Annotated in this window: 12 protein-coding genes; 5 read left to right on the plus strand and 7 right to left on the minus strand. The window is 64.3% G+C overall.

Translation table 11 applies throughout. The annotated features are described in order from the left end of the window. Positions 1-5: 5 nt before the first annotated feature. The gene (trxB, locus tag JJB99_RS07165) at positions 6-971 is read right to left on the minus strand and encodes a thioredoxin-disulfide reductase (RefSeq protein ID WP_200498108.1); all 966 of its coding nucleotides are present in this window, start codon (positions 969-971) and stop codon (positions 6-8) included. A gap of 266 nt (positions 972-1,237) precedes the next feature. Here trxB and JJB99_RS07170 point away from each other — a divergent pair, with 266 nt between their 5' ends. Then, complete coding sequence (locus tag JJB99_RS07170; RefSeq protein ID WP_200498109.1) at positions 1,238-1,717, plus strand: Lrp/AsnC family transcriptional regulator; 480 nt, start codon at positions 1,238-1,240, stop codon at positions 1,715-1,717. 252 nt (positions 1,718-1,969) lie between these two features. On the opposite strand, the gene greA is transcribed toward JJB99_RS07170, so the two are convergent. The 3 genes from greA to JJB99_RS07185 all read right to left on the minus strand — a co-directional run bounded on the left by greA (position 1,970) and on the right by JJB99_RS07185 (position 7,445). Then, positions 1,970-2,443 carry a transcription elongation factor GreA gene (gene greA / locus JJB99_RS07175; RefSeq protein ID WP_080135440.1) on the minus strand — a complete coding sequence of 158 codons (474 nt, stop codon included), beginning with the start codon at positions 2,441-2,443 and terminating at the stop codon, positions 1,970-1,972. Positions 2,444-2,667: 224 nt separating this feature from the next. Continuing rightward, positions 2,668-6,132, minus strand: coding sequence for a carbamoyl-phosphate synthase large subunit (gene carB / locus JJB99_RS07180; protein WP_200498110.1), 3,465 nt, complete (start codon positions 6,130-6,132; stop codon positions 2,668-2,670). Between the two features lie 143 nt (positions 6,133-6,275). Beyond that, positions 6,276-7,445: an MFS transporter gene (locus JJB99_RS07185; RefSeq protein ID WP_200498111.1), complete on the minus strand. Its 1,170-nt coding sequence runs from the start codon at positions 7,443-7,445 to the stop codon at positions 6,276-6,278. Positions 7,446-7,558: 113 nt separating this feature from the next. On the opposite strand from JJB99_RS07185, the gene JJB99_RS07190 reads away from it, so the two are divergent. Then, on the plus strand, positions 7,559-7,930 hold the full coding sequence (locus JJB99_RS07190) for an ArsR/SmtB family transcription factor (RefSeq protein ID WP_200498112.1): 372 nt from the start codon (positions 7,559-7,561) through the stop codon (positions 7,928-7,930). Between the two features lie 263 nt (positions 7,931-8,193). Here the strand turns inward: JJB99_RS07190 and JJB99_RS07195 are convergent, their stop codons facing one another. After that, positions 8,194-8,895, minus strand: coding sequence for a class I SAM-dependent methyltransferase (locus JJB99_RS07195; RefSeq protein WP_200498113.1), 702 nt, complete (start codon positions 8,893-8,895; stop codon positions 8,194-8,196). A 106-nt stretch (positions 8,896-9,001) separates the two neighbouring features. On the opposite strand from JJB99_RS07195, the gene JJB99_RS07200 reads away from it, so the two are divergent. Continuing rightward, a complete protein-coding gene (locus JJB99_RS07200; protein WP_200498114.1) occupies positions 9,002-9,526 on the plus strand; it encodes a Dps family protein in 525 nt (174 codons plus the stop codon). Between the two features lie 120 nt (positions 9,527-9,646). Here the strand turns inward: JJB99_RS07200 and JJB99_RS07205 are convergent, their stop codons facing one another. Both JJB99_RS07205 and carA read right to left on the minus strand, forming a co-directional pair. Continuing rightward, a complete protein-coding gene (locus JJB99_RS07205) occupies positions 9,647-10,168 on the minus strand; it encodes a cupin domain-containing protein (RefSeq protein ID WP_200498115.1) in 522 nt (173 codons plus the stop codon). Between the two features lie 209 nt (positions 10,169-10,377). Next, a complete protein-coding gene (carA, locus tag JJB99_RS07210; protein ID WP_200498116.1) occupies positions 10,378-11,568 on the minus strand; it encodes a glutamine-hydrolyzing carbamoyl-phosphate synthase small subunit in 1,191 nt (396 codons plus the stop codon). A 232-nt stretch (positions 11,569-11,800) separates the two neighbouring features. On the opposite strand from carA, the gene JJB99_RS07215 reads away from it, so the two are divergent. Together JJB99_RS07215 and JJB99_RS07220 are read left to right on the plus strand one after the other, a co-directional pair. Then, a complete protein-coding gene (locus JJB99_RS07215) occupies positions 11,801-12,256 on the plus strand; it encodes a GatB/YqeY domain-containing protein (RefSeq protein ID WP_200498117.1) in 456 nt (151 codons plus the stop codon). Between the two features lie 379 nt (positions 12,257-12,635). Continuing rightward, positions 12,636-14,246 (plus strand): acyl-CoA synthetase, encoded by a 1,611-nt coding sequence (locus JJB99_RS07220; protein WP_200498118.1) that lies wholly within the window; start codon positions 12,636-12,638, stop codon positions 14,244-14,246. Positions 14,247-14,254 lie beyond the last annotated feature (8 nt).

Below are 14,254 nucleotides of genomic sequence, written 5' to 3' on the forward strand. Positions count from 1 at the left end.
GATCGTTATTCCGCTGCGGCGCGCTCGCTGGCGCGCAGGGCCAGGAAGCGTTCGGCCTCGAGCGCGGCCATGCAGCCGAGGCCGGCGGCCGTGACGGCCTGACGATAGGTCTCGTCGGCAACGTCGCCGGCGGCGAACAGGCCGGGCACCGAGGTCGCGGTCGAATTCGGAGCGACCTCGATATAGCCCGAGGGTTTGAGTTTGACCTGGTCTTTCACCAGCTCGGTCGCGGGCGCATGGCCGATGGCGATGAAGACGCCGTCGGTCTTCACGTCCGTGAGCGCACCGGTCTTGACGTTCTTCAGCCGCACATGGGTGACCTTGTTCGGGCTCTCGGTGCCGCAGATCTCGTCGACAGCGGAGTCCCAAACCACCTTGATCTTGGGGTGCCTGAACAGACGCTCCTGCAGGATGCGCTCGGCGCGGAAATGGTCGCGGCGATGCACGATGGTGACCTGCGAGGCGTGGTTGGTGAGGTACAGGGCTTCCTCGACGGCGGTATTGCCGCCGCCGACCACCACGACGTCCTTGTTGCGGTAGAAGAAGCCGTCGCAGGTGGCGCAGGCCGAGACGCCGCCGCCCTGGAACTTGGCCTCGGACGGCAGCCCGAGCCAGCGCGCCTGCGCGCCTGTGGCGAGGATCACGGTGTCGGCGAGATAGACGTCGCCGCTGTCGCAAGTGAGGCGGAACGGCCGGTGCGAGGTGTCGAGCTTGATGACCAGGTCGGAGACGATCCTGGTGCCGACATGGACCGCCTGCTTCTCCATCTGCTCCATCAGCCAGGGGCCCTGGATCACGTCGGCGAAGCCCGGATAGTTCTCGACGTCGGTGGTGATGGTGAGCTGGCCGCCCGGCTGGATGCCCTGGATCAGGATTGGCTCGAGCATCGCGCGCGCGGCGTAGATCGCGGCGGTGTAGCCGGCGGGGCCGGAGCCAATGATGACGACCTTTGCATGAACAGGAACGGACATTTCGATGGACGCCTTTCACGGGGGATTTGCAGCGCGGGCGCGGAACATGCCGGGAGGCGTCGCGGAGGCGCTGAAATGTCAGAGCTAATCTAAGCCTTCTGATGAGCTATGCAAGAATTGCATTCCCTGTCGGCGGATTTTTCCAACAAGGAACAAAAGTCGATTGCGATGCACGCGCAATAAAATTGCGCTAACGCCGCGGACTGCGCTATGAGGATTGCGAAAACCAGCGAATACCGCCGCAAAAGGGCAGGAGTTCCAATCACGTGTCGCGGAACCTAGACGAGATTGACCTGAAAATTCTCACTGAGATCCAGGCCGACGGTCGAATCACGAATGTTGAGCTGGCCAAGCGGGTCGGCATCTCGCCCCCGCCGTGTCTCCGCCGCGTCAGGACGCTGGAGGAGGAAGGCTATATCCACGGCTATCGCGGCCTGCTCGACGCCCGCAAGCTCGGCTTCGACGTCACCGTGTTCGCCGCCGTGCATCTCTCCAGCCAGGCCGAGGCCGACTTGCGCGCCTTCGAGGAGTTCGTCCGCGCCGAGCCCTTGGTGCGTGAATGCTGGATGCTATCGGGCGAGGTCGATTTCATCCTGAAATGCGTCGCGCCGGACATGGCGACGTTCCAGGATTTCGTCACGCATCTCACCGCCGCGCCGCACGTGCGCAACGTGCGGACGTCGCTGGTGCTGCATAACTCCAAATACGAGGCGGCCGTGCCGCTCGACGTGAAGGGGCGCAGGTAGCTTTGATCTCGTGCCCCGGACGCAGCGCAGCGCTTCTTCCGCGGTGCGCTGCAGAGCCGAGGCCCATCTCACGGCGCCTTCCCATGTTGCCTTCTGGGTCCCGGCTCAGCGCGGCAGCGTAAGAACGCTGCAGCGCGTCCGGGACACGAGAATGAGGGCGCGAGTCCATCACATTCCCAACAACACGCAAAAACAAAGGCCGCGCAGATCGCGCGGCCTTTTCAAACCTCACAGCGCGCAGCAGCAACTCCGTTACCGCCACTCCACCTTGGTGATCTCATAGGCCTTGGCGCCGCCGGGCGTGTTGACCTCGACGGAGGCGCCCTTCTTCTTGCCGATCAGCGCGCGCGCGAGCGGCGAGGTGATGGAGATGCGGCCCTTCTTGGCGTCGGCCTCGACCTCGCCGACGATCTGCCACACCGTCTTCTTCTCGGTGTCCTCGTCGACCAGCGTCACTGTGGCGCCGAACTTGATGGTGTCGCCGGAGAGCTTGGAAATGTCGATGATGTCGGCGCGCGCGAGCTTGTCCTCGAGCTCGGCGATGCGGCCCTCGTTGTGGGACTGCTCTTCTTTCGCGGCGTGATATTCCGCGTTTTCCGACAGGTCGCCGTGCGAACGCGCCTCCGCAATGTGCTCGATGATGCGCGGACGGTCTTCCGACTGGCGCTTCTTCAATTCTTCCCCGAGCGCGACAAAGCCGGCCTGGGTCATCGGAACCTTTTCCATCTCTTCTCTCGTCCTTCAGCCACGCGCCCGCAACGACAGGGGGCGCGACAGCCTTGATTCGTCGGTATGTCCGGGGCTGAACACACGGCCACCGGAGCGCTACGTGGGTTTGGCGCCGGAACAGAACAACCACATGGCCGGACAGTTCCTCCGGCCATTGTGGCTTCATTGCCAATCACTTAGCGGAAGGCTCAACCCGTCAAGGCCTGGCCTCCCGCGCGCGATCAGGTTTCCGAAAAGTAGCTCTGCAGGGTACGAACCTCAAGGTCCCCGCCCAGATAGGCGCGGATACCCTGCGCGGCCGCCACGGCCCCGGAAAGAGTGGTGTAATACGGCACTTTATGCAAGAGGGCCGCGCGACGCAGCGAACGGCTGTCGGCGAGCGCCTGGGGGCCTTCCGTGGTGTTGAAGACCAGCTGGACGTCGCCATTGGTAATGGCGTCAACGATGTGCGGCCGCCCCTCCAGCACCTTGTTCACCTTCTCGGCCGGGATGCCCTCATCGGTGAGGAAGCGCGCCGTGCCAGAGGTTGCCAGCACCTTGAAGCCGAGCGAATGCAATTCGCGCACGGCCTCCGTGATACGCGTCTTGTCACTCTCGCGCACCGAGACGAACACCGTGCCCTTACGCGGCACGCGCGTGCCGCCGCCGAGCTGGCTCTTGGCAAAGGCGACCTCGAAATTGCGGTCGATGCCCATGACCTCGCCGGTCGAACGCATCTCGGGACCGAGCACCGTGTCGACACCGGGGAAGCGAGCGAACGGAAACACCGATTCCTTGACGCCGACGTGCTTGAGATCGTGGTTCTTCAGCTTGAACTCGGCGAGCTTCTCGCCGGCCATGATGCGCGCGGCGATCTTCGCAACCGGGGTGCCGATCACCTTGGCGACGAACGGCACCGTGCGCGAGGCGCGCGGATTGACTTCGAGCACGTAGATCTCGCCGTCCTTGATGGCGTATTGCACGTTCATCAGGCCGACGACGTCAAGGCCGAGCGCGAGCTCACGGGTCTGCCGCTCCAGCTCGTCGATCATCTCAGGCTCGAGCGAGTGCGGCGGCAGCGAGCAGGCGCTGTCGCCGGAATGGATGCCGGCTTCCTCGATGTGCTCCATGATGCCGACGATGAAGACGTCCTTGCCGTCGCAGAGGCAGTCGACGTCGATCTCGGTCGCGTCCGACAAATAGCGGTCGAACAGCAGCGGGTTCTTGCCGAGCACGGTGTTGATTTGCCCGGTCTTGTCGTTCGGGTAGCGCGCCTTGACGTCGGCGGGCACCAGCTCGGGCAGCGTGCCGAGCAGATAGTCGTTGAGCTGGTTCTCCTCGCGGATGATCTGCATGGCGCGGCCGCCGAGCACGTAGGAGGGGCGTACCACCAGCGGCAGGCCGAGATCGGCGGCAACGAGCCTCGCCTGCTCGACCGAATAGGCGATGCCGTTCTTCGGCTGCTTCAGACGGAGCTTGTCGAGCACGCGCTTGAAGCGGTCGCGGTCTTCGGCGAGGTCGATGGCGTCGGGCGAGGTGCCGAGGATCGGCACTTCGGCGGCTTCAAGCGCGCGCGCCAGCTTCAGCGGGGTCTGGCCGCCGAACTGCACGATCACGCCGTGCAGGGTGCCGTTGCTGCGTTCCTTTGCGATGATCTCCAGCACGTCTTCGGCGGTGAGCGGCTCGAAATAGAGGCGGTCGGCGGTGTCGTAGTCGGTCGACACCGTCTCCGGGTTGCAGTTGACCATGATAGATTCGTAGCCGGCGTCATGCAGCGCAAAGCAGGCGTGACAGCAGCAATAATCGAACTCGATGCCCTGGCCGATCCGGTTCGGTCCGCCGCCGAGAATGATGACCTTCTTCTTGTCGGACGGCGTGCTCTCGTCGGCGAGTGTGCCCGCGAACGGCGCCTCGTAGGTCGAATACATGTAGGCTGTGGGTGAGGCGAATTCGGCCGCGCAGGTGTCGATGCGCTTGTAAACGGGACGAACGCCGAGCGCGTGGCGCTTCGCGGTCACCTCGGCCTCCGTCGCGTGGGCGAGCACCGCGAGCCTCGCATCGGAGAAGCCCATGGCCTTGAGCGTGCGCATGCCGAAGGCATTGCCCGGCAGGCCATTTTTGCGGACCTTCTCCTCCATGTCGACGATGCCGCGCATCTCGCCGAGGAACCACGGGTCGATTTTGCAGGAGTTAAAGATGTCCTCGTTGGTCCAGCCGAGCCGCATGGCCTGGGCGACCTGGAGCAGCCGGTTCGGGGTCGGCGTGCCGAGCGCGGCGCGGATCGCATTCTTGTCGTCGCCGTGCCCAAGGCCCTCTATCTCGATTTCGTCGAGGCCGGTGAGGCCGGTCTCGAGCCCGCGCAACGCCTTCTGAAGGCTCTCCTGGAAGGTGCGGCCGATCGCCATGACCTCGCCGACCGACTTCATCGACGTGGTCAGCGTGGTGGAGGCGCCGGGGAATTTCTCGAATGCGAAACGCGGAATCTTGGTCACCACGTAGTCGATCGTCGGCTCGAACGAAGCCGGCGTCGCGCCGCCGGTGATGTCGTTGGCGATCTCGTCGAGCGTGTAGCCGACGGCAAGCTTGGCCGCGACCTTGGCGATCGGAAAGCCCGTCGCCTTGGAGGCCAGCGCGGACGAACGCGACACGCGCGGATTCATCTCGATCACGACCATGCGGCCGTCCTCGGGATTGACGCCGAACTGCACGTTGGAGCCGCCGGTCTCCACCCCGATCTCGCGCAGCACCGCCAGCGAGGCGTCGCGCATGATCTGGTATTCCTTGTCGGTCAGCGTCAGCGCCGGCGCCACCGTGATGGAATCGCCCGTGTGCACGCCCATCGGATCGAAATTCTCGATCGAGCAGACGATGATGCAATTGTCCTTCTTGTCGCGCACCACCTCCATCTCGAACTCTTTCCAGCCGAGCACGGATTCTTCGATCAACACTTCGTTGGTCGGGGATGCGTCGAGGCCGCGCTCGATGATGTCGAGGAACTCTTCCTTGTTGTAGGCGATGCCGCCGCCGGTGCCGCCCATGGTGAAGGAGGGACGGATGATTGCGGGCAGGCCGATCTCGGACAGCGCCATCATCGCCTGTCCCAGCGCATATTCCTGATAGCGCTTGCGGCGGTCGCTCTCGCCGAGGGTCCATTGCCGATCGAGCTCTTCGAGCGCTGCGCCCGACAGCTTCTCGCGCTCGGCGTGGTATTTGTCGCGGAAGGACTTCTTCAGCTCGGAGGCGTTGGCGAGACGCGATTTCGGCGTCTCGAGCCCGATCTTGGTCATGGCCTCGCGAAACAGCTGGCGATCCTCGGCCTTGTCGATGGCATCGGCAGTGGCGCCGATCATCTCGACATCGAACTTTTCCAGCGTGCCTTGCCGGCGCAGCGACAGCGCGCAGTTCAGTGCGGTCTGGCCGCCCATGGTCGGCAGCAGCGCGAAGCCGCCGGGAATGACGTGACGTTCCTTCTCGATGATCTTGGCGACGATCTCGGGCGTGATCGGTTCGATATAGGTCGCATCAGCCAATTCCGGGTCGGTCATGATGGTGGCCGGGTTGGAATTGACGAGGACGATGCGATAGCCCTCTTCCTTCAGCGTCTTCACCGCTTGCGTGCCCGAATAGTCGAACTCGCAGGCCTGGCCGATCACGATGGGACCGGCGCCGATGATCAGGATCGTGGTGATGTCTGTACGTTTGGGCATCAACTCTCGCCGGGCTGGAATCTGGGCACAAAAAAAGGGCGCGCTCGCCGCGCGTCCCCTTCTGCGAGAGCGCGGGGTCTTCCCTCGCGCGCGGGTGGGTCATAGACCAGTTTTTGGGGCGGCGAAACCCCGAAAAATGCCCATCAACCGGCAATTTTGACGGGTTTTGGCCGTGCCTGCCAGCCGCGGGCGAGATGCACCAGAAGCGAGGCTGCAACGCTCGATCCGCCGATCCAGCCGAGATCGTTCGGCGACAGGGTGGCCAGCACCGCGCCGCCCAATGCGCCCCCGATGGCGAAGCCGAGATACATTGCGGAGGCATTGAGCGAGAGCGCGATCATCGAGGCCTGCGGCTCGATCCGGATGATGCTGGCGATCTGGGCCGGGTAGAACGCCCAGCCCGAGAGGCCCCAGAGGAAGATAGCGCCCAGCACGGCGTAATGCGCCTGCCCCGGCATCAGCTTCAGGACCAGCGAATACAGCATCAGCGCGCTCGCCATGCCGGCAAGGCCAAGGGCTGCGGTCGCCAGCGCGCCGAGCCGGTCGGCCAGGACGCCGCCGAGCATGTTGCCGATCGCGGCGGCACCGCCGAACACCAGCAACGCGAGGCTGATCTGCGAGGCATCGAAACCGAGGCCGCGCAGCGGGACGGCGAAGTAAGTGAAAAGGGTGAAGCCGCCGAGAGCCCAGAGAATGGTGATCAGGAGCGCGATCACGACATTGCTGTGACGCGCCACCGCCAGCCTTTCGCCGAACGAGGCCGTATTGCGCGGCAGACCGCGGGGCAGGCCGAGTAGAAGGCCTGCGAGCGCGACAGTCCCAATCAGGGCAACCATCGCAAAGGTCGCGCGCCAGCCGAGCAGGCTGCCGACCAGATTGCCGAGGGGAACGCCGATGACGGTCGCAACCGTAAGGCCGGAGGTGACAAGCGCGACGGCGCGGCCGCGCCGTTCAGGGGAGGCGACGGCCACCGACACGGCGAGCGCCGTCGGCATGCACAGCCCGGAGCCCAGCGCCATCAGCATCCGCGAGGCCAGCAGCAGGGCGTAGCTGGAGGCCACCATAGCCGCGAGGTTGCCGGCGATGAAGGTCGTCAGCGCCAGTGCCAGCACGGTACGGCGGTCGATATTGTTCAGCGCCACGGCCAGGATCGGCGAGCCCACGGCATAGGTGAGGGCATAGGCGGTGACCAATTGCCCGGCGGCCGGGACCGAAATCGTAAGATCATTGGCGATCGCCGGCAAAAGCCCTGCAATGACAAAGCCTTCCGTGCCGATTGCGAAGGCCCCGAGGGCCAGCCAGAATATGCTCATTTGAGGATGATCCCTATGTTCAATGTCTATTGAACTATCGAACGCGAAGATTTCCCTGTCAATTGGTTCAAGAACTATTGAACATAGAGGCCGCTTTGCTATGATTCCGGACCATGAGCCGCACACCCCTCCATCCCACCCGCGAGCAGATCGAGCTGCCGATGGTTCTGGATTGCTTGAGCGATCCAATCCGTCTTGCGATCGTCTACCAGCTCGCCCAGCAGGAACGTGTCAGCAGCGAACTCTGCTGTGGCGATTTCAACGGGCTCGCCGGCAAGTCGAACCTCGCCTATCACTTCGCAAAATTGCGCGAATGCGGCCTGATGCTGACGCGCGTCGCAGGGACCAACCGCTTCATGCGGCTGCGCCGCGAGGATCTCGACGCGCGGTTTCCGGGCCTGCTCGATGCCGTCCTCAAGTCAGCGGCGAAGGATGCGGATAGGCTTCAGCTGATTGCGGAGTGCGATGTGGTTGAGGCGGATTGACGATTTCGCGCTTCTTCGAGGTTTGCTTTGAGCGGCCTGTCGAAGCGTGCCCGTCTTCGCCCTTCGGGCTTCGCCGAGGCAGCCTTCGCTACGACAGGGCTTGCCTAGCCGAAGCGGCGTCAGCCGCGAAGGCTGGAGACCCGGCCTGGATTTGAACCAGGATAAAGAGCGATGCACCGCCCTCGCGTAGACGCTTCCGCCACCGGGCCGGGACAATCATGTCCGATCCGGCGGTGTCAGGCCACCTCAGCCGATGATTATGCTTAACGCACCAGGGGCGGTCGCGCGACGAAGGTCATGCGCCAGCGATTGTGGCCGATATTGGCGTGCGCACGCTGGGCCGCGAAGCCGGCCGCGGTGAGCTTGGCGGTGATCTCGTCCTCGCTGTAGCGCTGGAGCCCGATGCGCGAGCGCAGATGACGGTAATCTGACAGTGCGGTGCTGATGAGCCCGATCAGCGCGTCCTTCAGGAAGCCATGCCGGAGGCCAAAGCTCAGCAGCGCCATCACGTCGCGGCCCATGCCCACATTGGGCTGCAGGATATCGCCGAGCACAAGCTTGCCGGAGGGCTTCAGGATGCGGCGGATGGTGAGGAGCGCGGCATCGAGCTCCTCGGGCGCCATGTATTGCGCGACCGAGTTCATCACCACCAGGTCGATGGACTGATCCTGCATCTTGCGGACGTCGTCGAGCGAGCGGACGCGGATCTTTGTGTTCGGGGCAAAGCGCGCAATCAGCCGGCCGCGCACCCCGGGTGCCGGCTCGGCGAGGATCAGCTGGCCGCAGGCAGATGCGACCTGGCTCGCCGACAGCGCCTCGCCGCAGGCATAGTCCAGCACGGTCGCGTCGGGCGAGGAGATGTAGCCGATGATGTCCCGCGCGATGATCTGGAAGTGCAAATCGCGATGCAGCTTGCTGACATAGATCGTATGCGTGGAGTCGTAGTAATCGATCCAATCGTCCATGGTATCCCGACCCAACGGTTCCTGTTCAGGAACCGGCGCTGCCCCCTATGCGTTAGGGCGGCGGCAACGCGCCGTCAATGTCCGCGTCCTAACAGGAAGGTTTCCCGTGAGCAAAGCCCCCAGCAAGGTCTCGCCCGACCTCGACACTCCCACCGATCTGTCGCCCCAGGCGGTCAACAAGGTTTCCGAGGCGCTCAACGTGCTTCTGGCCGACGCATTCGCGCTGTACCTGAAGACCAAGAATTTCCACTGGCACATCAGCGGCCGGCATTTCCGCGACTATCACCTTCTGCTCGACGAGCAGTCCGACCAGATCTTCGCCACCACCGACCAGCTCGCCGAGCGCGTCCGCAAGATCGGCGGCACCACGCTGAAGTCGATCGGCCAGGTCGCCAAGCTCCAGACCATCAAGGACAACAACGAGGACTACGTTCCGCCGCGTGAGATGCTGCGTGAATTGATGCAGGACAACAAGCACGTCGCCGCTGCGATGCGCAAGGCGCACGAGGTCTGCGATGAGGCCGGCGACGTCGCCAGCGCGAGCATCCTCGAAGTCTTCATCGACGAGACCGAGCGCCGGACGTGGTTCCTGTTCGAAGCCACCCGCCAGGAAGGCGGCAACGAGGCGTAGGGGATTGCGTCGGGTGGGCAAAGCGAAGTGTGCCCACCAACCGTATCGTGCCGATAGATTTGGTGGGCACGGCGCGCAAGAGCGCGCCTTTGCCCTCCCTACGGCACACCGCGCTCTCGACTACTGCCACAACCGCATCAGCGCACCATTGCTCCCTGTCACGGGATCTGCCGGTGGCAGCGCCACTTGCGGAATCGTCTTCAGCGCCTTGGCATGGTTCTCTGGCGTCGCCCGTGTAACCTCCATCTTCGCGCCCGGCGGATAGGCGCCGATCACGCAGAAATCGTCGCTGGCCCTGATGCATTGATGGCCGGTGCCGGCGGGCAGGATCGCAATATCGCCCGCCTTGATTTCGAGCTCCTGGCCGTGATCGCCGCCGAAGCGGACCCGCGCGTGGCCGCGCGCGACGCCGAGCACCTCGTGAACGGTCGCATGATAGTGCAGATAATCGTAGACGCCGTTGCGCCAGCTGCCGCCCCAGCCGTTCGCGCCGAACAGGTTTTCGATCGTCTCCTCCGGCCGCTTCCGATCGAGCTTCACCGCGCCCTGATAGACCAGGAAGGGGAGGATGTTGTTCGGCACGAGCCCGTCGTCCTCGAACACGATGGCGAGCGGCTCGGCATGGTCGCGGACGGCGGACATGGCTGGGCCCCTGCGCGGACGTAGCAGGATTCAACGGGCATTGCCCGCAGTGCGTTCCTCTCGTGTCCCGGACGCGATGCAGCGCGCAACGCTGCGTCGCAGAGCCGGGACCCAGTGTGCCGCGGCCATGGGCCCCGGTTCAACAGCGCATCACGCCGCAAAGAGCGGCGTGCTGCACTGCGCCCGGGACACGAGAGCCGTAGCTCGCCTTACGCGCTCTTCTTCTGCCGCATCAGGTCGGCGAAGCGCTGGAATAGATAGTGCGAGTCGCGCGGACCCGGCGAGGCCTCGGGGTGATACTGCACCGAGAACACCGGCTTGCCGTCGAGCTGGATGCCGCAATTGGAGCCGTCGAACAGCGAGACGTGGGTCTGCCTCGCGCCCTTCGGCAGCGTCGTCTCGTCCACCGCAAAACCGTGGTTCATCGAGGTGATCTCGACCTTGCCGGTGGTCTCGTCCTTGACGGGATGATTGGCGCCGTGATGGCCTTGATGCATTTTCTTCGTCTTCGCGCCGACGGCAAGGCCGAGCATCTGGTGGCCGAGACAAATCCCGAAGGTCGGCGTGCCCGACTTGATGACGTCCTGGATCACGGGCACGGCGTATTTGCCGGTCGCGGCCGGATCGCCCGGACCGTTCGACAGGAACACGCCGTCCGGCTTCATCGCCAGGATGTCTTCGGACGAGGTCGTCGCCGGCACCACCGTCACCTTGCAGCCGACGCCGGCAAGCAGGCGCAAAATGTTGCGCTTGATGCCGTAGTCGATGGCGACGACGTTGAACTCGGGCTTGTCTTGCCGGCCAAAACCCTTATCCCACAACCAGGGCGTCTCGTCCCAGGTGAAGCGCTGGCCGCTGGTGACCATCGGCACGAGGTCCATGCCCTCGAGGCCAGGCCATTCCCGCGCTTCCTCCTTGAGGCCATGCAGGTCGAACTCGCCGGTCCTGGAATGCGCGATCACGGCATTGGGCATGCCCTTGCTGCGGATCAGCGCGGTCAGCGCACGGGTATCGATGCCGGACAGGCCGATGATGCCGCGCGCCCTGAGCCAGGCGTCGAGATGCTTGGTGGCCCGGTAGTTCGATGGATCGGTGATCGCGGTGCGCAGGATCACGCCGCGCGCGCCTGGCGTCGCGGCCATGTTCACCGTCTCGATGTCTTCCTCGTTGGTACCGACATTGCCGATATGCGGGAAGGTGAAGGTAATGAGCTGGCCGGCGTAGGAGGGATCGGTGAGGATCTCCTCATAGCCGGTCATCGCGGTGTTGAAGCAGACTTCACCGACGGCATGGCCTTCGGCACCGAGACCAAAGCCTTCGAGCACCGTGCCGTCGGCAAGCACGAGGAGCGCGGTCGGTTTATGGTCCGGCCAGGCGGTATCGTTGTCATGTTGTGTCATGAGCCCGCTTCATAAGCCTCCCTCGCGCGCGCGTCAAAGCGCGAGAGGGCAGATTCACATGCGTTTTTGCATATTTGAGGCCGGCTTCAGGTACATGCAGGCGTCGTGGCCGGGAATCGGCAACTTTGCGCCATTTCAGCCCCTGATGGGGAAACAATACATCGGTCCGGTATGGCCTCTTGCCCGCGAACGGCTTAGATCAGGCGGAACAGATTGAGAGGATCCCCCGGCCATGCTGCGCGACGACATCAACAATGCGGTCAAGGAGGCCATGAAGGCCAAGGACGAGCGCAAGCTATCCACGCTGCGCATGGTCAACTCGACCATCAAGAATGCCGACATCGACGCACGCGGGCAGGGCAAGCCGCCGCTGACCGACGCCGATCTGCTTGCTGTGCTGCAGAAGATGATCAAGCAGCGTCAGGAATCGGTCGAGCTCTATGAGAAGGGCGGCCGCGCCGAGCTCGCCGCGCAGGAGCGCGAGGAGATCGCGGTGATCTCGGCGTACTTGCCGAAGCAGATGTCGGACGATGAGGTGAAGAAGGCGATCGCGGACGCCATCACTGAAACCGGCGCCGCCGGCATGAAGGACATGGGCAAGGTGATCGCGGTGCTGCGCGCGAAATACGCGGGACAGATGGACTTCGGCAAGGCGTCCGGCCTCGTGAAGACCGCGCTATCCAGCTAGCACTTTCTTAGCCTCCCCTGGAGGGGAGGCTCGATCGCGCGCAGCGCGGGCGGGATGGGGTGATCTCTCCGCTCGGGCACTGCGTCCGTGGGGAGACTGTCACCCACCTCGGTTCGCATGCCGCTTCGCTCTATGCGAACCGAGCCTCCCCCTCCAGGGGAGGATGGACACCTTTGATGCGGTTAAGGTCAGTCTACTCTCCGGACAGAAACAATCGCGAGCCAACCGGCGACCGGCGCCATCAAACCGTTCGCATCGCCGTTGGCGCGGGGCTTGTCCCGGGCATCCACGCCTTTAAACTGGCCGCCAAGCAAGAAGAATGTGGATGGCCGGAGCAACTGCGGCCATGACGCCGAGAACACGGAAACGATCAACGGCCATGCTCACCGAAGCCGCGACCTACGAAGAGCTCACCCGCAGCTTCCGCTGGGACATCCCGGCGCCCTTCAACATCGCGGAGGCGTGCTGCGACCGGCATGCCGACGGCACCGGCCGCCTCGCGCTGATCTATGTTGACGAGAACGGCGCGACGACGCGCACCTCGTTCGACGAGGTCGCGGAGATGTCGCGCCGCTTCGCCAATGTGCTGAAGGCCGACGGCCTCGTCCGTGGCGACCGCGTCGCGGTGTTCCTGTCGCAGTCGCTGGAATTGCCGATCGCGCATATGGCGGCGTTCCGTTCGGCGATGATCTCGGTCCCGCTGTTTGCGCTGTTCGGCGAGGATGCGTTGGAATTCCGTCTGTCGAATTCGCAGGCCAAGGCCATCGTAACCGACGAGGGCGGCTGGGAGAAGCTGGCAAAAATCCGCGATCGCCTGCCGGACCTGAAGAACGTCTATGTCGTCGGCGAGCGCGCACCATCAGGCACGAAATCGTTCTGGGATGCGGTGAAGGGCGCATCGCCCGACTTCGCGCGGGTCGACACGTCGTGCGACGATCCCGCGCTGATCATCTACACCTCGGGCACGACAGGCAATCCCAAGGGCGCGCTGCATGCGCATCGCGTCGTGCTCGGACATTTGCCCAATGTCGAGATGTGCCACAACTTCTTGCCCAGGCCCGGCGATCTGATGTGGACGCCGGCGGACTGGGCCTGGATCGGCGGCCTCATCAACGGCCTGCTCGCGTTCTGGTATCACGGCATTCCGCTGGTCGGCCATCGCGCGCGAAAATTCGAGCCGCAGGCGGCGATGCAGATGATGGCCGACCTCGGCGTCCGCAACGTCTTCCTGCCGCCGACGGCGCTGAAGCTGATGCGGCAGGCCGGCGTGAAGCATCCCGGCGTGAAGCTACGCAGCATCTTCACCGGGGGTGAATCGCTCGGCGGCGAGCTGCTCGGCTGGGTGCGCGAGACCTTCGGCATCGACGCGCACGAAGTATTCGGCCAGACCGAGTGCAATCTCGTGATCGGCAGCAATTCGAACCTGTTCCCGATCCGCGCCGGTTCGATGGGCAAGGCGACGCCGGGCTTCGACGTCCGCATCGTCAACGACAAGGGCGAGGAGCTGCCCCGCGGCCAGCGCGGCATCATCGGCGTGCGTCAGCCGTGCCCGGTCACCATGCTCGAATATTGGCGCAATCCGGAGGCGACGGCGAAGAAATATGCCGGCGAGTTCCTGCTGACCGGCGATCTCGGCGTGCAGGATGAGGACGGCTATTTCTGGTATGTCAGCCGCGAGGACGACGTCATCACCACCGCCGGCTATCGCGTCGGCCCGTCCGAGATCGAGCACACCTTGATGAAGCATCCCTCCGTGGCGATGGCGGCGGTGGTCGGTATCCCCGACCCGATCCGCACCGAACAGATCAAGGCCTGGATCGTGCTGCGTCCGGGTTTTACCGGCAGCGATGCGCTGGCGCGCGAGATCCAGGACTTCGTCAAGGTGCAGCTCGCCGCCCACGAATATCCGCGCGTCGTCGCGTTCGCCGAGACCTTGCCGATGACCGCAACGGGCAAGGTGCTGCGGCGCGAGCTGCGGGCGAGGGGCTAGCTTCCGGC

The organism is Bradyrhizobium diazoefficiens, assembly GCF_016616235.1.
Taxonomy (GTDB): domain Bacteria; phylum Pseudomonadota; class Alphaproteobacteria; order Rhizobiales; family Xanthobacteraceae; genus Bradyrhizobium; species Bradyrhizobium diazoefficiens_H.